Below are 24710 nucleotides of genomic sequence, written 5' to 3' on the forward strand. Positions count from 1 at the left end.
ACCCCCGAAAACAAACGTTTCGGACGGGGTTGCAAACCCCGTCCGGCAGTCTTAGCCTGATGCATATGGGCTTCACTCCCGTGCGGCAACATCCGGCAAAAAGTCCTTTCAGGACGTTTTGTGAAAAATTCCGATCTGCTGATATTAAATTATATTTTCAATAAATTATAAATAGAATGGGAAAATATTGCAAACCAGTTGAAAAATCGCTATAATCATTTAGTGAATTAAGAAAACGCTCCTGATCCGGTTCGTTTTGCTGACGAGTCATCATCGTTCCGGATGATCTGCGAAAGAAAACGAATTTTTGAAATTGGTTCAGTAACTATTAAAAAAATAGGAGAAAATAATGGGTTGGTTCAAAAAAAATAAAAAGAAAAAGAAGAAGAAGGAAGACATATCGCCTCAGCAAGACGCTGTTCAGGCATCCGAACAGGAAGTCATTCAGGCATCAGAACTTGAAGTACCTGATAATCATGAGCAAACTGTCGCAATAGATGTTTCGCTCTATGAATCCCAAAAAAAAGAAACAGAAGCGTCATCTGATTCCCAGCCGGAATCCGGGCCAGGTTTTATTCATCGTTTAAGAAATGGGTTATCTAAAACTCGTGAGATTCTTACAACTGACATTGATGACCTTTTTACGAGCAATAAAAAAACAGAAGAGCTGTTAGAGGAAATTGAAGAGCGTCTGATAACCTCGGATATCGGTATTCAGACAACCATGGAACTTATGGAAAACCTGTCAAAAAAATCTTCCAAAATATCAAATGCAAATCAATTAAAGACAGCACTGAGACAAGAAATAATTTCCCTTTTTAACACACCATCTCCCACTCAGGAAAAAATTTCCGCAAAACCTCATATTGTCATGGTTGTCGGGGTCAACGGCGTCGGAAAAACCACCACCATCGGAAAGCTTGCGGCAAAAGCAGCGGCTGAAGATAAAAAAGTGCTGATTGCGGCCGCGGATACCTTTCGGGCGGCTGCTGTTGAACAACTGACCATATGGGCGGACAGAGCCGGAGCCGACATTGTAAAGCACAGAGAAAACGCGGACCCGGCCGCTGTTGCTTATGACAGTGTCGAAGCTGCCACAGCCAGAGGCAAAGATATTGTGTTTGTAGATACCGCGGGGAGACTTCATACAAAGGTCAACCTGATGGAAGAACTGAAAAAAATCAGACGGGCCATGACAAAAACAATTCCGGATGCCCCCCATGAAGTTCTGCTGGTGCTTGATGCCACAACGGGCCAGAATGCCCTGTCCCAGGCCCAAATGTTCAATGACGCGCTGGGTGTCACAGGCATCGCCCTGACAAAGCTGGACGGCACCGCGAGAGGGGGGATCGTGGTCAGTATTTGCAACACCCTGAATATTCCGTTGAAGTATATCGGTATCGGGGAACAAATCGAAGATTTGCAGGAATTTGATCCTGCACAATTCGTGGACGCACTTTTTTAGTCACAGGGAGGCACGTCGCGGACATGCTTCCTGCGGAAACATAAACAACAGACACGGAGGGTGGCGTTATGTCTTTTAAAGAAAATCTTTTAAAAAAAATTGAGATTGATAAACTAGCAAAAAAAGTGACGGGTTCTCTCGGAACGCCTGACAGCGGCCGCAGGATTGACAAGGAAACGGTGCGTCACCTTCTTGAGATGGGGCCGCGTAAGTTCAGAAAAGAACGGGATAATGATCTTTACGTTCTTGAAACAGACCCGCGCGAAAATAATATTCTGGTTCTTGATAATGAACTGGCGATTTATACCACCACCGCGGAAGATATCGCATTGCGAAAAAGCCCCACTGTCAAGGAGATGATCAGTATTCGAAATGTTATCAGAATATTGAGTGACAGTGACGTGATTATCAGCAAAAAAGAAGACTCTGTCAAAACCATCCAAAAAGAATGTACTGATATGCTTGATCTCTCTTTTGACGAATCTGATATTGACGCGATTGAAAAAGACGGTCAGGCTTCCCTGGAAGGCGGATACACAGACGGCGTCATCGAAAGCCTCTCCCTTTTTGCGGAACTGCTGAAATATGCCCCGCCGCCCAAAGCTTTTCGCATGAGCAATTACAAAATTATCGGTGTGCTGACCCAAAAGGACGGCGGAGAAAAGCGGTTCGGCCCCCTTGTGATTTACAGCATTATCCATAATGTTATCAAGCTGATTGATGATCAGATCAGCACCTTGGACAAGGAAAAAACAGAATTTGTCCACAAGGTTGCCATGGGAAAGGAAAAAGCTTCAAAGGAAGGAACAGAGGTCTTTCGCTATCTCAGAGACGCGGTTGTCAGACAGATGCGGTAAGTCGCAAATTTTCATAAGGCGATTTCCGAACAAATGGATATGTTCATTCTTAGAGCATGTTTGAAAAGTAAAGAATATGAGTAATCATAAGTAGCTGTTTTTTACCACGAAGACACAAAGGTACGAAGGTTCACGAAGTCTCTTTGGGTCCCGGTGCCTTTGTGGCTGTTTTTTGCCACGAAGGCACAAAGGTTCACAAAGTCTCTTTGGGTCCCGGTGCCTTTGTGGCTGTTTTTTGCCACGAAGACGCAAAGTCACGAAGGTTCACAAAGTTTTTTTGGGTCCCGGTGCCTTTGTGGCTGTTTTTTGGCAGCGAAGACGCAAAGTCACGAAGGTTCACAAAGTCTTTTTGGGTCCCGGTGCCTTTGTGGCTGTTTTTTGGCAGCGAAGACACCGGGAGCCTGTCCGAAAAGCAATTCCGAACGCGGCCCGGGAAGCCGGAAAGGGGGCTGACACCGTTCCTGACACCTGTTTTAAAAGACGTGTCCTGAAAAAAATCCGACCGTGACACGGAGATAAGTACCTGTGCAAAAATTTTTTATATGTCTTTTTTTCTTCGAAATGCGGAGAAACCCGGCTTTTTCCTTCACGGGCAGCGGGTCATTCCGGGAAAAAAGCCGGGTTTTTTCCCGGGCAAATATAAAAAATTTTTGTTCAGGTAGTTATGATCATTGTCTCTTATGACTGCTCATATTCCCTACTTTTCAAACAGGCTCTTAGAAATCGCCTGAATCCGAAGAGCAAAATTTTTCGATCTGCTGAAATGAGCCAAAGCATGAGACGCGTATTTCAGACATTCGGAAGCTTAAATATTTCGAATATCTTTGTAATATCAAAATTTTATCTCTGTATTTGCCGGAACGGGTTCCCCCCGTCCGACAGAAAAAGTATATGTACGATACGCAATAAAAAAGGAGGATAACCCATGAAAATCAGAGAACCGAAGATTCAGCATGAAGATATACTGATCCTTCAGGATGAAAATTTTAACCCGAACAATGTCTGCATTGTCACAGGTTCGGGAAGCGGTATCGGCAGGGCAACCGCCATTGTCGCGGCAGCCAACAGATTAACCACCGTGGGGCTGGATATTGATGAGGAACAAGGGGAAAAAACCCGGGAAATGGCCCGGGAAATGGGCGGAGACATGGTCTTCGTCAGAACGGATCTTTGCAAGGATGAAGATATCGAGCAGGCTGTTTCAGAAGCCGCAAAACTGGGAAGCATCAAATATCTGGCCAATATTGCGGGAATTCAGCATATTGATTCCGTGGAAAATTTTCCCATGGAAAAATATGACCTCATGCAGCGACTTATGCTTCGTACCCCTTTCTATCTTTCCAAACTGACCCTTCCCCATATGAAAAAAAGCCATGACGGAATTGGTGTGATCGGCAACATGGCCTCGGTTCACGCGCACATCTGCACAGTTAACAAACCTGTTTATAATATCACAAAATTCGGTCTCAGAGCACTCAGTCAGTCCATCTCAGCCGAAGGACAGGGAAAAATTCGCTCTTTCACTGTCAGCACGGGCTTTGTCAAAACCCCCCTGGCATTGAACCAAGTTCCGGCCCAGGCGGAACAGCGGGGGATAACGCCTGAAGAAGTGGTAAGGGATGCCATGATGGGCAAATCCCGCATTAAGGAGATGATGTCTCCTGTCGAGGTTGCGAATACCTTTATTTACGGCTTCTCCTGCTTTGCCAAATATCTTATTGGCGGTGATCTCCTGCTGGACGGGGGAATGGTGCTGACATATTGATAAAAGGGAGCGTTGTCACTCCGGAGTGCCAAACTTACAGTTTGGCATTCCGGAGAATCTTTTTAAGGATTTCCCCAAAAATAAAATACCCGATGTAGGGTGGGTGAAGCGAAGCGTAACCCACCGCACTTGTCGGGAGGCTACAAATATGCCGCTACAAATATGCCGCCCTTACAGGGCTTCTTGATTCGAAAATATCAAAGGCAGATTTTTCTTACCCGAAAATACTCTTTCCGCCCTATTGACTTTTTTCACTGTTCTATGAAATAACAACATGAAATAAAATTTAAATCAAAATATGTAAGAAAAAGCGTTCCGTTATGTATTTAAGTATGAGAACGCTGAAAAATTGATTTTCCGGAGATAGCTGCCTGACAATTTTCCTGATTTTATGCTTAATCAGTTCAATTTGCAACCATAATTTTTTAACTATTTCAATTTAAGGAGGTAAGAAAGATATGTCTGAACACAGATTAAAAATTCTGAAACTGTTTTTGAGTGTTGTGTTTATGGCCGCAGTGCTGACCGCCCCCGTGGTATGGGCGGATCCCGGGGATATTCTCTGGCGTTATCAGACAGGCGGTTCTGTAAGCTCCTCTCCCGCCATAGGCGGAGATGGCACGCTTTACACAGGAAACTATGATAATTATGTTTATGCCATAAATCCCAATGGTTCACTCAAATGGAGCTATCAGACCAATGACAGGATATATTCTTCTCCGGCAGTGGGTGCTGACGGTACGGTTTATATAGGAAGTTATGACAACTTTCTGTATGCCTTCAATTCCGACGGAACCCTTAAATGGAACTATGAGGCAAACGGAAAAATATACGCTTCCCCGGCCATAGCGGCTGATGGCACGGTTTATGTGGCGGACCTGGATGGCTATCTCTATGCCATGAACCCTGACGGAACCCCGAAATGGGTCTATCCCACAAACGGATGGATTGCCTCCTCACCTGCCATAGGCGCTGACGGAACCGTTTATGTCGGAAATCTGGATGATCGTCTCTATGCCATAGATGCTGAAGGGTTCCTTAAATGGAAATACCAAACCGCGGGATGGATTGTGTCTTCTCCTGCTGTGGCAATTGACGGGACCATCTATGTGGGAAGCCATGATAATTACCTGTACGCGTTGTGGCCCAGCGGAACCCCCAAATGGCGATATGAAACCGGGGCTGAAATATGGTCTTCTCCCACCATAGGGACCGACGGCGTGGTTTATGTGGGAAGTTACGATAATGCCTTATATGCCATAACCTCTTTCGGAGACCTTAAATGGCAATATGAAACTGGCGGCGAGATATGGTCTTCTCCGGCCATAGGGGCTGACGGAACCATTTATGTGGGCAGCAATGACAATTTTCTGTATGCCCTGGATGCTGAAGGAACCGTCCGGTGGACCTACGAAACAAATGGCGAGCTGTGGACCATGCCCGCCATCGGGAGTGACGGCACGGTCTATGTGGGAAGCGCTGACAGAAGTCTTTACGCAATCGAAGGGGATTCCCCCTGGAATTTCAATGATTATGCCTCGGCCATGGGGGCGTATGCGGACTCGTCCTGGCCCAAATTCGGGCAGAACAGTTTCAGCCTTCACAGGAAACCCGAATGGCAAATGCCGTCTCTGGAACTGCCATCTGACGCGGTTGTTTATCCGGATTATACGGTGATCGTTCCTCTGACCCTTGTGAATACCGGCATCATACCTGTTGAGGGGCTTGAAGTGGAAGTTGAGTTTGATGCTGCTGTGTTGGAGGCAGTACGAGTCATATTAAAGGACAGCGTGCTGGAAGAGCAGGAATATGACGTTTCATATCAGAAAGAACAAGGAAAGATTATTTTTACAATTTCCGCGGGTGAGGAGGTCTTCACGGGTGAGGGCATTATCGCTTACCTTGAATTTCATGCGCTCGGAGATGTGGGAAATACCACGGCGCTGAGATTTACCAAGAGCGATATGGGACTGACTTCTGTGGATACGACAAACGGCGCTGTCTCAATTGTCCAACTGGTACCGCCGTCCCTGGCCCTGACTGCTGACGTGAAAGTTTATCCGACTTACCCTGTCACCCTCCCTTTGACCCTGACCAACATCGGCAATGCGAGCATTGAAGGCATTGACGCTGAGATTGAATTTGATCCGGAAGTCCTCAGCTTCACAGGGATCACACTGGCAGACGGAGTATTGGAAAGTGCAAATTATGGCCTGTATTCCGAGCCGGAAGAAGGAAAGCTTGTTGTTTCAATTTATGCCATCGGAGACTTGTTCTCAGACGAGGGGGAGGCAGCGTATCTTACATTTGATGCCATAGGTGAAGCTCCGAGCAGTTCCGCATTGACATTTACAAAAGCTCTGATCAATGAAACCGATGTGAACGCGGATAACGGTTCAGTTGAAATCCTGAATGCTTTTTTTAATATTTCAGGAAAAATTGGTTATTATACAGATTCGGAAAACCAGTTTGTTCGCAATGTGCAGATGATACTTGAAGATGCCGGCGCGGCTGACGAGGAACCCGGGGATGAGGAACCCGGGGACGAGGAACCCGGGGATGAGGAACCTGAGGATACTGGTTTTACTGCCACACAAATAACAGGCGCGGACGGGGCTTACCTTTTTTCCGATGTTCCCCTGGGAGATTATATCTCCACACCTTCCAAAACGGATGATCTTGAGGGATTAAGTTCAAAAGATGCCTCGAGAATAGCAAGGTATGTTTCCGACTTCATAGAGTTTAATGATTATCAGATGATTGCGGCCGATGTGACAATGAACGGAGAAATCAGCGCGACAGACGCCTCAAGAGTGGCAAGATATGCCGCGGGAATTATAGACACTTTAAATCCCGAGGGAACTCACTGGGTATTTGTACCTGATCCGGCTGGCGATGATCTGTCATTAATTTCTTATGTGTCCACCAGAGAATATTCTCCGCTCGATTCAGCCAGAGAAAATGAGAATTTTATTGCCATAAGGCTGGGAGATGTGACAGGAAACTGGGAGCCGGCAGGAAAGAAGCGGACATATTCAAAAAGAATTTCGTCAGTGCGCAAAATGAACGCGGCTCAGGGATCTGTGCTGACGATTCCGATTGTCCTGAAACAGAATACCGCCATTGAAGGGACAGATATAACAGTGATATTTGACGCGGACGCGCTTGTTCCTAAGGAGATGACATTATCGGGCGGAATACTGGAAAACAAAGGTTACGGATTACAGACAAGCGTAAATGCCGATGGTGAGATCAGGCTTGTCATTCCGGCCTACGGAGATGTGTTTACGGGCAGCGGAGAAGTGGTGTTCATAAGCTTTGAAGTTGTCGGGGAAGTTGAAAGCACCTCTGTGCTGTCACTGGCGGAATTCAGATGTAATGAGGTCTCTGCTTATGGCGGTTTTGATATAAACGGCAGGATCTGTCCGAAAATCCGAATTACTGTTGAACCATAATTAAAAAGGAGTGCCAAACTTACAGTTTGGCATTCCTTGGCCACATGAACTTCACGTTTTACAGGACCGTGTTTGCAACCTGAACCTTTGCATGACCGGACTGCAACCCCGTCCGGACCGTTTCAGACAAGGTCGCAAAAAAATTGCAGTTCTCATCATGATCATATTCACCTGACCTGTCTTGTTTGCAAACTCTGTTAATTTCCCTGTCAGAAACGGACTGTCCGGTTCCGGGTAGATGTGCCTGTTACCAGACGCACCCCCCACAGATCCGGACGTGAAGATTTCCCTCATCCGGTTCCTCGGCGACGGAGGTTTGACCCCTCCGAAGACCGGACAGGCACGACCCCGTCCGGCGCATAACTTTTGCTGCCCGCAGGCTTCCGCCTGCCTCACACACTCCTCCGAAGTCAGGTGACACGGTTTCCGGCCTCAGTGTGCCTCCCGTAGTTCCCCTCATCGGATCGTCATGCCCGGCCTCACCTTCCCTTCGGTGGGTCGCTTGGGCGTCACTTCCCCACCTTCCCGGTCGGCAAAAAATTATTTCCGTCCCTCGGTACTATGTTCAGCTAAGACTGCCGACCGTTCATCTCAGGTTCGTTCGATTTTCTCTTTCCTCACCTGATACCCTGTTCGCCTCTTTTCTTTCGCTCGCCGGTCGGGTCAGGGCAACCCCTTCCGACGCCGGGACTCCGCCTCATCGGCTGACCGGCGCCCCTGACCGGATTTGTTTTACAAGGAAACGACCGGCTCTCTCAAGTTCCCAGGCTACCCCCGTGAACACATGCCCCGGTCTCAGACCCCGGTGGTGTCCCGAACACTCGCCGTGTTTGTCGCATTCGGGACTGCTGCCTTCCGTTCGTTGAACAACGTCGGCTTTTCCCCCCGGTTTCCCGGAGGTTTATCCTTATGTCCACGACTATACCCATTTCGGGGCTCAATTGGGGTGATGAAAATGTTTCCAAGGCTCTGAAAAAGCTGATCCCGTTTTTGTTCCCCTCATTTTTTAACTTCCTGATTTTTAAGTCATAAAAAATTTGCGGAATAAAAATGGGATCGCAATTGTCAGCCCGGTTTGTGACATTTTCATCACCCCAGGGCTCAATACAAAGCCTGCATTCCTGCCTTCCTCAGCTTCAGACTCCTGTTACCAGGTTTGCCTGTGAGGTTGGCTGCCTACCTGTCGGCCATACTTTGGCAGGGTGGGATTTTCATTTAGTCCCCGATGCTGAGGCATGCTTCGCAGGGGGGACAGGTTAATAAGACCTTTTCAATCCGACATCAGGGCAAGCCCTGCAGGGGATGTGTATTTCTGTCTGTATTTCCCCGATCACCCACTGGGTAACTTTACCGAATTTCAAGGGTCAGACCCTATTCCAACGGTCTGGATTTAACTTGACACGAGCAACACCGGGTTATGCCCTACCATTCGACAGGTTTTCTTTTGTTGTGAAATATACGAAGGATGACGAGAGTGTCATCTTCCGTTGTGTAAAACACCGAATACGGAAATCTGTTCACCTGTATTCTTCTTATGTTTCCGGCGATCTTCATGTACATGTCGGGATTGAGCCTTATTCTCTCGACAGTGCTGTCTATTTCGTCTGTGAATCTCAGACCGAGCCCCTTTGCCCTTGACTCATACCATTCGACGGATTCCCGAAACTCGCCGGATGCCTCACCGGCAAACTTAACTTTTCTCAGCATATCTGTCATGAACCTCCTGTCTCAGTTCCGCCCACTCTGTCGCCGACTCGGGATTTGCCCTGTAATTTGCCAGTCTGCTCAGAAGAAGTCTCTTGTCATCCTCCGAAACGATCTCCAGCTCCTGCGACTCTTTTATCTCATCCCAGATATCTGTTATGATATTAAGCCGCTCAATTACATTCAGCCTTCTTATCCCGTATACTATTTCGTTTTTACTCATCACATCTTGCATGGTACCGACCTCATACCGGATAAATGCCAACATTCCGGGTGCGATATTTGTTTGTTTTTAGAACAAACAACGATTGAATCCAGCGGCGGCAAGGGATTTCGCTGAGACTCTCAACTGAGTTCAAGCCCCCGCCGTCCGCTTCATTGATATACCGTTTTTTTTTATTATTTCAAACTTCTTCATAGGTGTGGAATTCGACCTTTTCCAAACCTTACTCATTCCATAATTCAAAAAGCAATTTTGACTGCTTCGGCGAAAGTTTTCTGCAAGTCCCCAAACCACTCCCAAAATTCGGCAAACCAGCCTGTTCTGCAATTTTGAGAAAGGCTTGCCAGCTTAATGCCTCATTGTGAGATGCCTCATCATAGTTATAAGTCTTGCATTTGGCATCCTCGTCCTCAATAACTTCTTTTATCGTATAGTGCCTATAAACCCATTGAGGTTCTTCGTCGTCAATATCCGGACGAGTAATCAATATAACCAAATCTCTCTCCTTGGCATTTCTGTAAAACAAGTTATCTGTCTTACGCCAGAAAAACCAGTCATTACCCTCTTCACAGGGAATATCGTGTTCGTTGCCGGGATACTTCAGATTGTCAATAATACTTACAAGCCAACTCGTCATCATTTCAAATCTAAACATAATGGTAATGTTCTAAAAGTGGAGCTAAACTTTTTAAGCCTCTGAATCAATTTGGCAAATATCGGAACAAGTCCAGTTTTAGAACACCACCCACCCGCTGGACAACGTTATCGAATTTCATGAACTTTCGTTCAATTCCAACGATCCGGATTTAACTTGACACAATCAGCGTCGGGTTGGGCGACTTTTTTATTATAGCGTGTTTTTACACAATTTCAAGAATAAGTAAAAAATATATTGGTTTTTTCCTTTTATAATCTATAGTACTCGGTTTTTGGTTTTTATAGGCACAGTTTTTGCTAAACAATTTTTTAGGAATGAGCATGAAATAATATGCCCATTTTGATTTTTATATGTTAAAAAATTGCGTAATCCTGTAAAGTGTATTTCAAAATCACTTTATCAAAAGGAGATTATTATGCAACCCTATTCCTTAGAAGTAGAAGAAATCATGCGGCGATACTATGAGAGTCTGAATGAAAAAGACCGCCGGCGATATGCCGGTATTGAAGCTTTGAAATTGGGACATGGCGGACAAAATTATATTGCCAAAGTCTTGGGTTGCAGCAGGCGGACTGTGCGCAAAGGAGCGATCGAAGTAAGCGGCCTGCCCGGACACATCGTAGCAAAACAAATTGGAAAATCTCCTGCTGAATCTTCTGAAATACGTAAAAAAGGTGGCGGACGCAAACAGTATCTGACTGAGCACCCTGAAATAGACGAGCAGTTTTTGAATGTGGTGCGTGAGCATACAGCAGGAGATCCGATGGATGAAAAGGTACGATGGACAAATCTGAGGGAGTGGGAAATCGCGGAGGCTCTGGAAAAAAAATACGGAGTAAAAGTGAGTCGTAACATTGTCCGTCAATTGCTCAAAAAGCATGACTATCGGTTGCGTAAAGCTCAGAAACGCAAACCTATGAAAAAAAACGTACCAGATCGCGACGCTCAGTTTGACAATATTTTGAAACTCAGATCAGAATACCGGAAGGCCGGTAATCCCGTTATCAGCATGGATACCAAGAAAAAAGAATATCTTGGAAATTTTTACAGGAAAGGCCGACTATATACGCTGGAGGAATTGCAAGTTTTCGATCATGATTTTACAAGTTTTGCCGAAGGTGTCATAATTCCGCATTGTTTTTATGACCTGCGACTCAATATCGGGTATGTTCAGGTGGGAACAAGTCATGATACCAGTGAATTTGCCTGTGACAGTTTCCGTCATTGGTGGTATGGTTACGGTTGCCGAATATATCCAAATGCCACGTCAGTTTTGATATTGTGCGATGGTGGCGGCAGCAACAGTTCCCGACATTACCTTTTCAAACAAGATTTACAAATTCTGGCGGATGAAATCGGGATTGAAATCCGAATCGCTCATTACCCGCCCTATTGTTCCAAATTTAATCCGATCGAACATCGCCTGTTTCCTCATATTACTCGTGCGTGTCAGGGAGTAATCTTTTCAAGTTTGGAGGTGGTGACTGATCTGATAGCCAAAACACATACCAAAAAAGGTTTAAAAGTCTTTGTCCATGTTATTGATAAAGTCTATGAAACCGGTCGAAAAGTTGCTGAAACTTTTAAATCAGAAATGCGAATTGTATTCGACAAAATTTTACCCAAATGGAATTATCGTGCAATTCCAATAAATTAAAATGGGAAAGTTATTTAATACCGATTCCTTAGCAAATAATGTTCGGATTTCGGATTGAAAAACTGTCAGATCATCAGCAAAATTACCCTTCAGACTGAAAAGGCAAATTTTATGCCAATAAAAACCAAATCCGAGTACTATAGGCAAAAAAGGTAACATAATGAATCTTATCGGATTTTAATTATAGCAACCTGATTTTATAGGTAAAATATCAGTATTATAAAATATAGTCTTGTAAGTAGACAGTGACTTTTTATTTTTTGATTTTGGAAAATTATTTAAAAAAATTATACATCAAAATCTATATAGCTAAAATTGCGCCTCCCCAAAATCCGGTATAATCAGGATTTTTTTTATTTTTTTTGTCACACTTTTTAAATATATGAGTCTAAATAGAAAAACACACTTATTGAAGGATTTATTAAATGGATTCAAATTTGGAACAATACGTCAGGCAGGCAAAAGATGGGAATCTGCATGCACTCGAAGAGGTTGTCTGTGGTATTCAGGAGAAAATTTACGGTTTGGCATTGCGGATGCTCGGTCACCAAGAAGATGCAGAAGATGAGACGCAGGAGATTCTGATCAAGGTGATAACTCATTTAAGTGACTTTCGTGAAGAAAGTGCTTTCAGTTCATGGGTTTACAAAATCGCCTGCAATCATCTTCTGACTGTACGGAAAAAAAGGTACGAACGTATGGGTTTAACATTCGATCTTCTGGAAGAATCGGTTTCTGCCGGGCTTGAAAATATGGAACCTCTGACTGTCTCAGGACCGGAGCGGGATGTCCTGCTGGAAGAAACCAGGTCAGAACTACTCGCTCAGGCGCTCTGCCATGCGTCGAACAATGAAAACTGAATTTGTTTCCTTTTCTCTGTGATGCGTGGTCTTTCAATGCCGAAGAATTTCAGCAGTTCGTTGAATCCCTTCCAATTGTAACTCTTCCGCTGACTTCTCCGGCTGAGCCATTTGAACAATATTTTCATGGCGTGCCAGAAGAAGTCTGACAGACTTTCAAAATTCCCAATGACTCCGTAGTAATTGTAATATCCACGAAGTTTGGCATTGAGTTTTCTGAGCAGGTCAGTCATTTTGAGGTGTCCCTTTTAAATCTGCTAGAGGTCTGAATGGAAGATAGTCAGCACATTCACCTTCGCAAAAGATTACTTCCCCCTTTCTCTGATGTGTCCAGTGCGCTAACCGGTTATAATCTAATTTGGCACTGCTGTGGCGGTATCCCATGCCAGAAGGACCTTTATATGGAGGATCAATAAACCAAGTTGCTTCAATATCAGGAGCATCTGAATAATCACCACAAATTATTTTCCAATGTTTAACCTTATAAAGATTGGAAGCAAATACCCTTTTACTGATCTCCCAATTTCTTGCTAAAACAGGTGTGACCTTGATTGTCTTAAAGTGAAACGCCATCTTAGTCGCCGCATGAACTATATGTAGAAATTCAGAAGTCTTATCACCAATTTTCAGATCAGGCAATTTATTTATATCATCAGTGGTGGCCTCTTCAATAAGCCATTTCCAAATTTTATAAACTTTTTCATCTTTTTCAATTAAAATAATCTTCTTTTCCCAATTATTTTTATACAGCGAATAAGCAGCAGAACCTGCAAAAGGTTCTATAATTACATCAAAATGAGGAGCAGGGTAATGTTTGGCAAGCTGTTTTTTTTCCATAGTAATAAAACATTGATTTTCCTAAAATATTCTGTATGGTTAAAGTTGTCATGCAGGAATAGATAGGATTTTCTGATAACGGGAAATATAGGAGGATTGATTGAGGAGCAATATCCATCCTTTGCCCATTTTCTTTTTGCCTGACGATTTCATTCCTGTAACTTTGGTATTCCGCCCGGTAGTTCCGCTTATTGCGCCCCAATCATCAATTTTTAAATTATCCGCAAAAAATATACCTGAAATGGAAGGAAAATATTTGTCACCTATTTTACTTCCGGAGAAATCTGTCACTAACCCCATCAATGCTTTTACTTCTCTGTGATGTGCCTGCCATGTTATTCCGCTAAGATGACTGACTCTTTGCTGTCCGGTTTTTAATTCACTTCCTTTTGAAACATTTCCAACAGTGCATTTTATTTCCAAGCCTTCGGAATAATTTCTAAGCTCTTCTTCCGAAGCATTTTCACCAGACTTTGGAATAATATCAGGATGTCCCTTTTCTATGGGGTTTACTATTGCGTCAACCTGTTTTGAAAGATTCATTGCAAAAATGGCACCAACCATACCGCTTAATGCTTTAAGGTCAATACTTTGAAAAAGTGTAAAAGGTAAACTTTCTAACTGATTAGAAGTAGCAACTGCCGCATATTCAATATCGGAACTTTTTACTTGAAAGCCGCACTGAATAGTAGCGTTTTTCTGTGTACAGGACAAAAACTTGCGGCGCAAAAAGAAACCCGGCTTTTTCCCCGGACAGGGACAATTTCCCCTGCCGAAAAAAGCCGGGTTTCTTGTTTCCCATCTTTTTTGCCCTGTAAACAAAAAGGGGAAATATAAAATTTCCCCTTGTATTAAAACCTATTATTATTAAATTCCCATTTTGAATTTAAGGGATTTCAGGGTGTTTTTCATCAGCATGGTGATGGTCATAGGGCCAACGCCGCCGGGAACAGGCGTGATGTAACCTGCAATCTCCTTAGCCGCGTCAAAATCCACATCGCCCTTGAGAATTGCAATCTTTTTGCCTGTTTTTTCACTGATCTTTTCTCCCACACGGTTGACACCGACATCAATGACACATGCACCCGGTTTGATCCATTCCGGTTTTACCAGATCCGGCACACCTGCGGCAACGATCAGAATGTCCGCACGCTTGCAATGTGCGGCCAGGTCTTTTGTGCGGGTATGAACGATGGTCACGGTTGAGTTGGCACCGGGGCCTTTCTGGACCATCATATTTGCAATGGGTTTTCCAACAATATTGGAACGTCCCACAACAACAACCTCGGCTCCGCTGGTCTCAACACCGGCACGCACGATCATTTCCTGGATGCCCGCGGGAGTACAAGGCGGAAATTTTACTTCATCTCCGCCGATCATGAGACGGCCAACATTTACCGGATGGAACCCGTCCACATCCTTGTCAGGATCAATGGCATTCAGCACTTTCTTCTCATCAATATGCTTGGGAAGCGGCAACTGAACAAGAATACCATTGATGGAATCATCATTGTTATACTTATCAATCAGGGCCAGAAGATCTTCTTCGGAAATGTCTGGTGACTGGCTGTCCTGAATTTCATTAAACCCGACCCGATGGGCGGTTTTAATCTTCAGCGTCACATAAGAGATGGAAGCAGGATTTTCACCAACCAGAATCGTCACAAGACCAGGAACAACGCCGTGTTTTTCCTTAATTTCAGCGACTTCCTGTGTGATTTCCTCAAGAATTTCCTCTCGGATAACTGTTCCCTTGATAAGCTCTGCTGACATGTTCAATCTCCTTTCAAAAAAAAGTTGTTATAGATTTTAAGTTTCAAAAATAGGCTTTTTAAAATTAAATAAAGCCATGATGCCAATTCGTTAAAATGCTAAATTCACATGATGTGCAACTTATAATGCCACGAAGGCACAAAGGCACGAAGTCTCACGAAGGTTTTTTTGAGTTTCTTTGTGTCCCTTTGTGTCTTCGTGTCTTTGTGGCATTGTCAGTGCCACGGAGACACAGATAATGCCACGAAGGCACAAAGGCACGAAGTCCCACGAAGGTTTCTTTGTGTCCCTTCGTGTCTTTGTGGCATTGTCAGTGCCGCTAAGACACAGATAATGCCACGAAGGCACAAAGGCACGAAGTCCCACGAAGGTTTCTTTGTGTCCCTTCGTGTCTTTGTGGCATTGTCAGTGCCGCTAAGACACAGATAATGCCACGAAGGCACAAAGGCACGAAGTCTCACGAAGGTTTTCTTTGAGTTTCTTTGTGTCCCTTCGTGTCTTCGTGTCTTTGTGGCATTGTCAGTGCCACGAAGACACAAAGATACTAAATCGGAAAAGGAACACCGGTAAGCCCTGCGGTTTCATTCAGTCCGAGCATGATATTCATATTCTGAACTGCCTGGCCCGCGGCCCCCTTTACCAAGTTGTCAATTGCCGAAATCAGGACCACACGGTTATTCCGTTCATCCACTTTGAACCCGATATCGCAATAATTTGTTCCCCGGACATGCAGGGTATCCGGCACGCTGTTGTCAGCGCATAAACGCACAAAAGGACGACCCGAATAAAAATCGGCAAGGCAATTCCGAATATCTTCGGCACTGGCTTTCCGGGCAAGGCTTGCATATGTGGTTGTCAGCATGCCCCGGATCATGGGGACAAGATGGGGAACAAAAGTGATGTTTACCTGCGTCCCTGCTTCACGGCTCAACACTTCTTCCATTTCAGGACTGTGGCGGTGTTCGGCAACTTTATAAGCCTTGAATGATTCATGAACCTCACAAAAATGGGCGGTCAGCGACAGAGACCGGCCGGCCCCGCTGACCCCTGATTTTGAATCTGCAATAATGGTACGGGTATCTAAAAACCCTTTTTTTAACAGAGGGATAAGAGGTAACAGCATACTGGTGGGATAACATCCGGGATTGCCGATCACAGCAGCATCTTTTATTTGATCAAAATAGACCTCGCAAAGTCCGTAAACTGCTTTTTCATTTAAATCCTTTGCCGCATGGGGCTGATAAAAGGATTCATATTTTGACACATCACTGAACCTGAAATCAGCAGACAAATCCACAACCTTCTTTCCCCTTCGGACAAGCTCAGGCACAATTTCCATGGGAACTTTGTGAGGAAGAGCAGTGAACACGATATCAGTCATGTCACAAACTTGGTCCGGGGAATATGCCTTGCAGGCAAGATCAACAACACCCGCCATTGACGGATAAACTTTGGCAAACGGAACCTCTGCATACTGGCGGGACGTCAGGATTGTCAGTTCCACATCAGGATGACCGGAAAGAATCCGAACAAGTTCGGCACCTGCATATCCGGTCGCGCCAACCACACCCACTCTGGTCATATCATTACTCCTCTGTCGTTTGAAACTTGAAACTCGAAACTTGAAACTTGAAACTCGAAACTCGAAACTTGAAACTTGAAACTCGAAACTCAAAACTCGAAACTCGAAACTCGAAAATTCGGCGGATTTTCATGTATCTGTTTTATAATATGCTCTGAATTTCAACTTTCTTTTTTGTTCCTTGCTTAATGCACGAGTTGTTTCAAGATTAATGTCTCGTCTTCCTTATATTTTTCTTTGTTTCAGGCGGTTCTTTTTTCATCTGAACATATCACCCGAATTTACCTCTTATAACCGAAAGCTGCCACTTGATGACCAAATTTTTTGTCCTGAACCGACTGAACAGCCTGTCATTCCTGCGAAAGCAGGAATCCGATTTTTGCCAGCCTTACGAATCCGGAAGCAATGGATTCCTGCTTTCGCAGGAATGACAGAGAAAAACTTGATCACCGAGTGACAACTGCTCACTCACCTTCTGTTTCAAAAATTAAAACTTTGCCGGGAAAGATCCTTCGATGATCTATGCCCATTTTTTCAGCCTCTTCTTTCCAAGTCAAACTGGTTCCAAGTACTTTTTGACAGATTTTGGAAAAAGTATCGCCACCTTTTACTTTGTAGGCGATACGGCCATCTCCCAAGTCAGCACTTTCTCCGTTTTTCAGAGACGTTGTTATTTTTGAAACATCCTCTGCTGTTTTTACAATTTTCTTATCTTTTTCAGCTTCAGCGGGTTTTTCCGCTATATCTTCTTTTATTTCTTCGGGCTGATCCGAATCAGCAGCCTTTTCCGGCTCTGTTGTTTTTATATCCGGGGTGGCAGTCTCAGCCTCTGTTACAACAACTTCCGCAGCCTCTTCTTTTTTTTCAACAAGTTCCGTAACCGCTTCTTTCATGTCCCGGGTGACGGTTTCAGTTTTCTTTTCGACTGCCTCCGCAGCCACCTCTTTCATGTCCGAGGTGACTGCTTCAGTTTCCTTTTCGACCACCTCCGCAACCGCGTCTTTCACGTCCCGGGTGACGGTTTCAGTTTCCTTTTCAACGACTTCAGCAGCCTCTTCTTTTTTTTCAACGAGTTCTGTAAACGCTTTTTTTACATCCGAAGTGACAGTTTCAGCTTCCTGTTCGGTGACTTGCGCGATTTTTTTTTTTACGGCTTCCAATTGGCCCGAACCGGCAGCATCTTCCGATGCCTCTTCTTTACCATATGAAATAACAGTTCCAACCTCTTTTTCAATGAGTTCCGCAGAGTTTGCCTTAGCTGAATCAGCCATCTCTTCCGGGACAGCCTCTTTCATGTCCGGAGTGACAGATTCAGGTTCCGCTCTGACCATTTCATCAGATGTGTTTTCTGTGACCGTATCTGATTCAGATTTGACAGCCGCTTTCTTTTTTTCCAGGTCTGTTTTTTCCACAGGCTCTTTTACAGCTTCTTCCGTTTGCCGGGGGACCGCTGTCTTTTCTGTGCCTGTCTGTTTGATGTCCGACGTTTTTTGGGTATAGTAGGAAGCAGCAATATTCCCTATTTTCGGGGCAATAAAATTTCCTACAAATGTCATTACAACGGCAGCTCCGATAAAACATAGGATGCCGAATAATAATCCGTTATTATTCATAATATTCTCCTAAAGTTAAAATATCCGAGGCAAACCTCAGTTTTACCTGAAAGTTCATGTTTTGTTGTGGCCGACAAGACTGTTAAGGGTTAATAGATTTTTAGTGCATATAAGTCAAGTTTTTAATATCCGGTGTCAGCTTTGTCTGGCTCATCAGGCAGAAAAGGGCTGTCTCTGAACCGCTCTTAAATAAATCAGCCGCAGCAGACTAAATCATCATGCCCGGATTTTTTCTTTGACTTTTCTGTAAAAATGTTTGATATTCCCAATAGTTTTAATAAAAAATATCCTTTCTGATATGTCAGGTGTCAGATATTAAGTGTTCTGACGGAATTTTCAGGGGTTGGAAACAGAACAGATATCAGTTGAATTATAAAAGCGACAATTTCCTTTTACCATCTGGCTGACAACTGTCAAATTTTCTGGAAAAAAATCAATGAAGAATGTAAGTCAACTGGAAATATATAAAACCCTCAGACAGGCCAGTGAAAACGGTGTCGGATGGGCTCATGGCAATGGCTTTAAATGGTTAAGAGATGTCTTTATTCCCTATATTGAAATTGCCCGGAATTCCTGTTCATATGAAAATTTTTTTATTGCTGACTGCTTTTATGTTCTGGGGGATATATATGATTTTAATGAGGCACCGCTGGCCGCGGCCGGAGCATATTCCAAAGCCATTGAATATGACAATGAATTTGCCGCCGCATATCGTGAAATGGCGGGAATGTGCCAGACCATGGGGAATTATAAAAAAGCAGCAGAGTTAATTTCCATAGCTGTGACGCTTGATCCAAAAGACCAATATGCCTTGTCAGATCAGAAGATTATTAATAAAGATTTAGTACAAAAAACAGAACCGCTTTTTAAACCGTCAGATATCATATGGCAGGCTGATGAGCTGTTAGCAATGTCTGAGTTCAAAAAAGCTTTGTCATTATTGGAACACACTCAGAATGCAGAATCTTGTAAGGCAAGAGCGCGTTGTTACGGTGCATTATCTGACTGTCAGAATTATATTAATGAATGGAAATCAATCTCAGACACATATTCAGAATTTGAGTTCAGATCTTCCGACTGGTTTTACATGCCGAAACAAGTATTTGATTCTTCAGAAATATGGTATATTTTGTTTGATAGTTATAAAAAAATCAGGCCAAGTGTCTTTATTTCTTTTAATAGCCTATATGAATCAGAAAAATACAGAAATTTGGAAGAATCAGAAAAATATAAATTAATCATCGAATTTAATATTTACAGAACGGAAAATAATTTCAAAGCGCTGAACCAGTTGTACCAAATCTATCCGGCTTGGTCAGAATTAAAAGAATTCATCGTATGATATTTTTTAATAAACAGTGAGATATCAATACGATGAGACAACATAAAAGCGCGGAGTTTTTGGTCCTGAGCTTTGTTTCGGCCAGTCGCCACATTCTGCTCCCGAGGAACTGACAAATCTGACGGAGATGGCTCGGATTTGCCAATCCGAACCGAACCGAGTGGCTATCAATAGGTGACTTTTTTTTATGCTGTTTGAGTATTCAAAAAGAATTAAAAACATCCTCTCATTGGTTTTCTCCTTTTGAAAAGTTGCCATCCTGATGACGAATCACAAATCACAAATCACGAATCACAAATGACAAATCACAAATCACAAAACAGACCCCAGATTAAAATATGCGGATTGACAAATACTGAGGAGGCATTGAAATGTGCAGCCCTCGGAGCAAATGCCATCGGATGCGTTTTTTATTCCAAAAGTCCGAGAAATGTGACCGAAGACCAGGCAAGGGAAATCTCCGCGGCCCTGCCCCCGGAAGTAAAGACCGTGGGGGTATTTGTCAACGAAACGTTTTCAAATATCATGCGAAAGGCAGAAAAATGCAGCCTGAAAGCTGTTCAGCTACATGGTCGGGAATCCCCCGAACTGGTCAGCCGTCTTCGCAATGAAAATCTTTTGGTGATCAAGGCCCTGTTTACAGAAAACAGCCCGTGTTTGGAAGACGCTTCAAAATATGACGCATCCGCATTTTTGCTGGAATGTGGAAAAGGGGCGCTTCCAGGGGGAAATGCAATGAAATGGAACTGGGAAAAAGCCTACGGGTTTGGGGAAAAATATCCTTTCATCCTTGCAGGAGGGCTTGAGCCGGATAATGTCTTGGATGCTGTCAGCGCCAGCCTGCCGGATGCGGTGGATGTCAGTTCCGGGGTGGAGTCGGCTCCGGGGCGCAAAGATATCCTTAAAGCAAAATCATTTATAAATGCGATTTCCCAATATCACCCCCGTAAAAAAACGAGGAAGATATTTTAATGAAACTTGAAACTTGAAACTTGAAACTCGAAACTCGAAACTCGAAACTTGAAACTTGAAACTTGATGCTTGAAACTTGAAACTCGAAACTTGAAAATTCGAGTTTCGAGTTTCAAGTTTCAAGTTTCGATTTACAGAGGAGATTATTTAATGAATACTTTTGAACCAGAAAAGTACCCCGATTCAAGAGGCCATTTCGGCCCTTATGGGGGACGTTATGTTGCTGAAACCCTTATGCCAGCATTGTTGGAACTGGAAAAAGCCTACCATGACATTGCCAATGATCCTGGTTTCCAATACGAATTTCATGATTTGCTGCATCATTATGTGGGCCGTTCCACGCCGCTTTTTCATGCAAAAAGACTGAGTAACCACCTCGGAGGGGCTGCGGTTTATCTCAAGCGGGAAGACTTGGCGCATACGGGCGCACATAAAATTAACAACACGCTGGGACAGGCGCTTCTGGCCCGTTGGATGGGGAAAAAGAAGGTTATCGCAGAAACCGGGGCAGGTCAGCACGGCGTTGCCACCGCGACAGTGGCCGCTCTTTTCGGAATGGAATGCCGCGTGTTTATGGGAACAGAAGATATTGAAAGACAGGCTCCCAATGTCCGTCGCATGAGGCTTCTGGGTGCGGAAGTGGTTCCTGTTGCTTCCGGAACCGGAACTTTGAAGGATGCAATGAATGAGGCCATGCGTTACTGGGTCGGGGCAGTTCATGATACCTTTTATGTCATTGGCAGCGTTGCCGGACCTCATCCCTATCCCATCATGGTTCGTGATTTCCAAACCGTAATCGGTAAGGAAACACGGGAACAGATTTTGGAAGAAATCGGAAATCTTCCCAATATGCTCATTGCCTGTGTGGGAGGCGGAAGTAATGCCATGGGACTTTTTTTTCCTTTTATAAATGATCCTGTGGAAATCGTAGGCGTGGAAGCAGCCGGAAAGGGCATTGAAACAGGAAAACATGCCGCCACCCTGGGAGCGGGTTCCGTGGGCGTGCTGCATGGTTCAAAATCTTATGTGCTTCAGGATGAACACGGACAGATTCAGGAAGCTCATTCCATTTCAGCCGGACTGGATTACCCCGGAGTCGGTCCGGAACATTCCTTATTAAAAGATTTGAAAAGGGTTCGTTACGAGTCCATAGAGGATAAGCAGGCATTAGACGCGTTTCAGACCTTGTGTTCCCTGGAGGGAATCATTCCGGCTCTGGAAAGTTCACATGCCATTGCCCAGGCCATGATCGAAGCTCGGGAAAAACCCAAAGATGAAATTATCGTGGTAAACCTCTCCGGAAGAGGGGATAAAGACCTTGACATTATTACTCAAAATTTGAAATTTGAAATTTGAAACTTGAAACTTGAAATTTGAAACTTGAAATTTGAAATTTGAAATTTGAAATTTGAAATTTGAAATTTGAAATTTGAAATTTGAAATAAAATTATGGGGTACAATCATAATGAATCGTATTGCTGAAACATTTGAAAGTCTGAAACAAAAAAGGGAAAAAGCTCTGGTGGGTTTTGTAACCGCGGGAGACCCGAATATTTCCGATTCTCTGAGCCTTATCACTGCCATGTGTGAGGCGGGTGTGGATATTCTGGAACTTGGTGTTCCGTTCTCCGATCCCACGGCTGACGGGCCTGTGATTCAACGCTCCTCCGGCAGAGCCATTGCAAAAGGGGTCAATCTGCCGGCTGTTTTGGAAATGACTGCCAAAATCCGGGCAAAAACGGAAAAGCCGATTATCCTTTTCAGTTATTATAATCCCATCCATGCCTATGGAAATGAGGCGTTTTACCGGGATGCCGAGGCGGCCGGGGCCGACGGGGTGCTGGTGGTGGACCTTCCCCCGGAAGAATCAGATGAAATGACAGACTGCTGGTCAGGAGATGCCCTGTCTCTTATCCGTCTGATTGCCCCGACTACGCCGTTGGAACGCATGAAAAAAATTGCGGAATCTGCTTCCGGTTTCCTGTATCTGGTTTCCAAAACCGGAGTGACAGGAAGTGACGGACTGGATACAAGCGATATTGCCCGGCATACGCAAACACTTCGTTCTGTCTCTCAGCTCCCCATCTGCGTAGGGTTCGGGATTTCCACTGCCGAGGATGTCGCTGCCGTGGCATCTGCTGCGGAAGGAGTGGTCATCGGAAGTGCTTTTGAGCGTCTTATTGAAGAAAATCTGGACAACCCCGCTCTGGTTTCCATTATTGCCGAGCAGGTACGCAAATACAAAGAAGCAACAAAAATATCATAAGACCGGAAAAAAATCCGCTTTTTGTCCGTAAATAAAAAAGAGGAACAACTCATCGTAATAAAATATTTTGAATATCAATAGATTAATCTTGGTGTCATATCTGAAAAGAAATGCGAATGTGATATTTTTCCTTGCTAGCTTCATTTTTTTTCACTATGTTTCCTGATAATCAGGTTTAATTATTCATGCCTGTCGTCCCTGCTTTTCCAGAAATGGTATGAGGCAGGGGAGTGTTATTTAGCTTTCATTGCTGAAAAATTAATATGGGGGGGAATAACAATGAAATTAAGGACAAAGATGATTTTGGGATGTTGTCTGCCTGTGCTGCTACTGACCATCCTCGGTGTTGTTACGACTGTTCGTGTCAAATCAGCGATTGAAACTTATAACTGGTCTGAATACGCTGAAACGATGGTCGAAAACAGAAAAGATGACTCGGATCGGGCCGGGGAATTGCATAAAACCGAAATCGGAAAAAGGATCATGGGTGAACTGCATATGATGACCGGAGCCTCGGGGATACTCTTTATTATTGCTCTGATTATCAGCGTTTTTTTCAGCGGCAGGTTTATCAGATCTCTCAGACATGTTATTGAGGGGATCACAGAATCATCCGAGCTGATCGCTTCCGCATCCGGTGAATTATCATCCGGCAGCCAGCAATTAGCAGAACGTACTTCTGATCAGGCATCGTCCATAGAAGAGACATCCTCATCTTTGGAAGAAATGTCCTCAATGACAAAACAGAACGCGGACAATGCCAATCAGGCGGATCATCTCATGAATGATTCAAAACAAATTGTCAAAACAGCAAATGAGTCCATGGTCGAACTGACAGCATCAATGGAAGACATTTCCAAAGCCAGCGAGGAAACTTCTAAAATCATAAAGACAATTGATGAAATCGCATTTCAGACCAATTTGCTGGCACTGAACGCGGCCGTTGAAGCCGCTCGTGCCGGGGAAGCCGGGGCCGGATTTGCCGTGGTTGCCGAGGAAGTCAGAAATTTGGCAATGCGGGCGGCCGAAGCAGCCAGGAACACTTCCGAACTGATTGAGGGGACAGTAAAGCGAATCAAGGAAGGATCGGAACTCGTGGTCAAAACCAATGAACATTTTACATCCGTTGCCACAAGTACGATACAGGTGGGTGAACTGGTCAGTGAGATTGCCGGCACTTCCAACGAACAGGCCCAGGGAATTGAACAGGTAAACAGATCCGTGTCCCAAATGGATCAGACCATCCAGCAGAATGCCGCAAATGCCGAGGAATCAGCTTCAGCCTCCGAGGAGATGAATACCCGGGTCGAAGATATGAGAGAATATGTGGATGAACTGATTTTTTATTTGCTTGGCGAGGATATTGAAAGAAGGATCCTTCATAATGATTCCAGGGAATTGGAAAGACCTGTCATTAACCACTTTCCCACAGAAAGACCGGAACCGCCTGTCCCTGAACAAATGATGCTTTACAATAAAAAAGAAGTCAGGCCCGATCAGATTATCCCAATGGATGATGATGATTTTGAAGATTTTTAACAGAAAAGATCAGGACATCACATTTGTCTGTTGGGGAAAAGTCATTTTAGTGCCTGACCGCACTGATTCTGGTGGGTGAAAGACCTCCGGGGTTTTGAAAACTTCGGAGGTCTTCGGCGGTCTGACCTTCATAATCATTGCG

Annotated in this window: 23 protein-coding genes; 12 read left to right on the plus strand and 11 right to left on the minus strand. The window is 44.3% G+C overall.

The annotated features are described in order from the left end of the window. Nucleotides 1-349 precede the first annotated feature (349 nt). From ftsY to dnm_RS07330, 5 genes are all read left to right on the plus strand, one after another. The gene (gene ftsY / locus dnm_RS07310; protein WP_207682021.1) at nt 350-1465 is read left to right on the plus strand and encodes a signal recognition particle-docking protein FtsY; all 1116 of its coding nucleotides are present in this window, start codon (nt 350-352) and stop codon (nt 1463-1465) included. Between the two features lie 68 nt (nt 1466-1533). Continuing rightward, nucleotides 1534-2322, plus strand: coding sequence for a hypothetical protein (locus dnm_RS07315; protein ID WP_207682022.1), 789 nt, complete (start codon nt 1534-1536; stop codon nt 2320-2322). A gap of 235 nt (nt 2323-2557) precedes the next feature. After that, nucleotides 2558-2830: a hypothetical protein gene (locus dnm_RS07320; protein ID WP_207682023.1), complete on the plus strand. Its 273-nt coding sequence runs from the start codon at nt 2558-2560 to the stop codon at nt 2828-2830. A gap of 417 nt (nt 2831-3247) precedes the next feature. Beyond that, nucleotides 3248-4087: an SDR family oxidoreductase gene (locus dnm_RS07325; protein ID WP_207682024.1), complete on the plus strand. Its 840-nt coding sequence runs from the start codon at nt 3248-3250 to the stop codon at nt 4085-4087. A 458-nt stretch (nt 4088-4545) separates the two neighbouring features. Further along, the gene (locus dnm_RS07330) at nt 4546-7542 is read left to right on the plus strand and encodes a beta-alanine-activating enzyme beta-propeller domain-containing protein (RefSeq protein ID WP_207682025.1); all 2997 of its coding nucleotides are present in this window, start codon (nt 4546-4548) and stop codon (nt 7540-7542) included. 1422 nt (nt 7543-8964) lie between these two features. On the opposite strand, the gene dnm_RS07335 is transcribed toward dnm_RS07330, so the two are convergent. The 3 genes from dnm_RS07335 to dnm_RS07345 form a co-directional block, all read right to left on the minus strand. Beyond that, complete coding sequence (locus tag dnm_RS07335; RefSeq protein WP_207682026.1) at nt 8965-9249, minus strand: type II toxin-antitoxin system RelE/ParE family toxin; 285 nt, start codon at nt 9247-9249, stop codon at nt 8965-8967. Next, entirely contained in the window at nt 9233-9481 is a 249-nt protein-coding gene (locus dnm_RS07340) for an addiction module protein (RefSeq protein ID WP_207682027.1), read from the minus strand. The genes dnm_RS07335 and dnm_RS07340 overlap by 17 nt, the downstream gene beginning before the upstream one ends. Nucleotides 9482-9692: 211 nt before the next feature. Then, the gene (locus dnm_RS07345; RefSeq protein WP_207682028.1) at nt 9693-10124 is read right to left on the minus strand and encodes a hypothetical protein; all 432 of its coding nucleotides are present in this window, start codon (nt 10122-10124) and stop codon (nt 9693-9695) included. Nucleotides 10125-10542: 418 nt separating this feature from the next. Between dnm_RS07345 and dnm_RS07350 the strand changes: the two genes are divergently transcribed. After that, nucleotides 10543-11784 (plus strand): ISAzo13 family transposase, encoded by a 1242-nt coding sequence (locus dnm_RS07350; protein ID WP_246555998.1) that lies wholly within the window; start codon nt 10543-10545, stop codon nt 11782-11784. A gap of 425 nt (nt 11785-12209) precedes the next feature. After that, complete coding sequence (locus dnm_RS07355) at nt 12210-12644, plus strand: RNA polymerase sigma factor (protein ID WP_207682029.1); 435 nt, start codon at nt 12210-12212, stop codon at nt 12642-12644. On the opposite strand, the gene dnm_RS07360 is transcribed toward dnm_RS07355, so the two are convergent. From dnm_RS07360 to dnm_RS07390, 8 genes are all read right to left on the minus strand, one after another. Beyond that, nucleotides 12608-12877: a group II intron maturase-specific domain-containing protein gene (locus tag dnm_RS07360; RefSeq protein ID WP_207682030.1), complete on the minus strand. Its 270-nt coding sequence runs from the start codon at nt 12875-12877 to the stop codon at nt 12608-12610. The genes dnm_RS07355 and dnm_RS07360 overlap by 37 nt on opposite strands. Next, nucleotides 12870-13481 carry a DNA adenine methylase gene (locus tag dnm_RS07365; protein ID WP_207682031.1) on the minus strand — a complete coding sequence of 204 codons (612 nt, stop codon included), beginning with the start codon at nt 13479-13481 and terminating at the stop codon, nt 12870-12872. The genes dnm_RS07360 and dnm_RS07365 overlap by 8 nt, the downstream gene beginning before the upstream one ends. A 48-nt stretch (nt 13482-13529) precedes the next feature. Continuing rightward, the gene (locus dnm_RS07370; RefSeq protein WP_207682032.1) at nt 13530-14210 is read right to left on the minus strand and encodes a hypothetical protein; all 681 of its coding nucleotides are present in this window, start codon (nt 14208-14210) and stop codon (nt 13530-13532) included. 138 nt (nt 14211-14348) lie between these two features. Then, a complete protein-coding gene (folD, locus tag dnm_RS07375) occupies nt 14349-15254 on the minus strand; it encodes a bifunctional methylenetetrahydrofolate dehydrogenase/methenyltetrahydrofolate cyclohydrolase FolD (RefSeq protein ID WP_207682033.1) in 906 nt (301 codons plus the stop codon). Nucleotides 15255-15374: 120 nt separating this feature from the next. After that, nucleotides 15375-15620 (minus strand): hypothetical protein, encoded by a 246-nt coding sequence (locus dnm_RS07380; protein ID WP_207682034.1) that lies wholly within the window; start codon nt 15618-15620, stop codon nt 15375-15377. A gap of 178 nt (nt 15621-15798) precedes the next feature. Further along, on the minus strand, nt 15799-16836 hold the full coding sequence (gene argC / locus dnm_RS07385) for an N-acetyl-gamma-glutamyl-phosphate reductase (protein ID WP_207682035.1): 1038 nt from the start codon (nt 16834-16836) through the stop codon (nt 15799-15801). A 4-nt stretch (nt 16837-16840) separates the two neighbouring features. Then, on the minus strand, nt 16841-16969 hold the full coding sequence (locus tag dnm_RS31175) for a hypothetical protein (RefSeq protein ID WP_276571861.1): 129 nt from the start codon (nt 16967-16969) through the stop codon (nt 16841-16843). A 331-nt stretch (nt 16970-17300) separates the two neighbouring features. Next, on the minus strand, nt 17301-18449 hold the full coding sequence (locus tag dnm_RS07390) for a hypothetical protein (RefSeq protein ID WP_207682036.1): 1149 nt from the start codon (nt 18447-18449) through the stop codon (nt 17301-17303). A 436-nt stretch (nt 18450-18885) separates the two neighbouring features. Between dnm_RS07390 and dnm_RS07395 the strand changes: the two genes are divergently transcribed. The 5 genes from dnm_RS07395 to dnm_RS07415 all read left to right on the plus strand — a co-directional run bounded on the left by dnm_RS07395 (nt 18886) and on the right by dnm_RS07415 (nt 24568). Next, complete coding sequence (locus tag dnm_RS07395; protein WP_207682037.1) at nt 18886-19791, plus strand: tetratricopeptide repeat protein; 906 nt, start codon at nt 18886-18888, stop codon at nt 19789-19791. Nucleotides 19792-20088: 297 nt separating this feature from the next. Beyond that, entirely contained in the window at nt 20089-20763 is a 675-nt protein-coding gene (locus dnm_RS07400; protein WP_207682038.1) for a phosphoribosylanthranilate isomerase, read from the plus strand. A gap of 150 nt (nt 20764-20913) precedes the next feature. Beyond that, nucleotides 20914-22119 carry a tryptophan synthase subunit beta gene (gene trpB, locus dnm_RS07405; RefSeq protein WP_207682039.1) on the plus strand — a complete coding sequence of 402 codons (1206 nt, stop codon included), beginning with the start codon at nt 20914-20916 and terminating at the stop codon, nt 22117-22119. Between the two features lie 109 nt (nt 22120-22228). After that, nucleotides 22229-23029, plus strand: a complete 801-nt coding sequence (trpA, locus tag dnm_RS07410; protein ID WP_207682040.1) for a tryptophan synthase subunit alpha — start codon at nt 22229-22231, stop codon at nt 23027-23029. A 279-nt stretch (nt 23030-23308) separates the two neighbouring features. Beyond that, nucleotides 23309-24568, plus strand: coding sequence for a methyl-accepting chemotaxis protein (locus tag dnm_RS07415; protein ID WP_207682041.1), 1260 nt, complete (start codon nt 23309-23311; stop codon nt 24566-24568). Nucleotides 24569-24710 lie beyond the last annotated feature (142 nt).

This window comes from Desulfonema magnum, assembly GCF_017377395.1.
In the GTDB taxonomy this organism is placed as follows: Bacteria; Desulfobacterota; Desulfobacteria; order Desulfobacterales; family 4be13; genus Desulfonema_C; species Desulfonema_C magnum.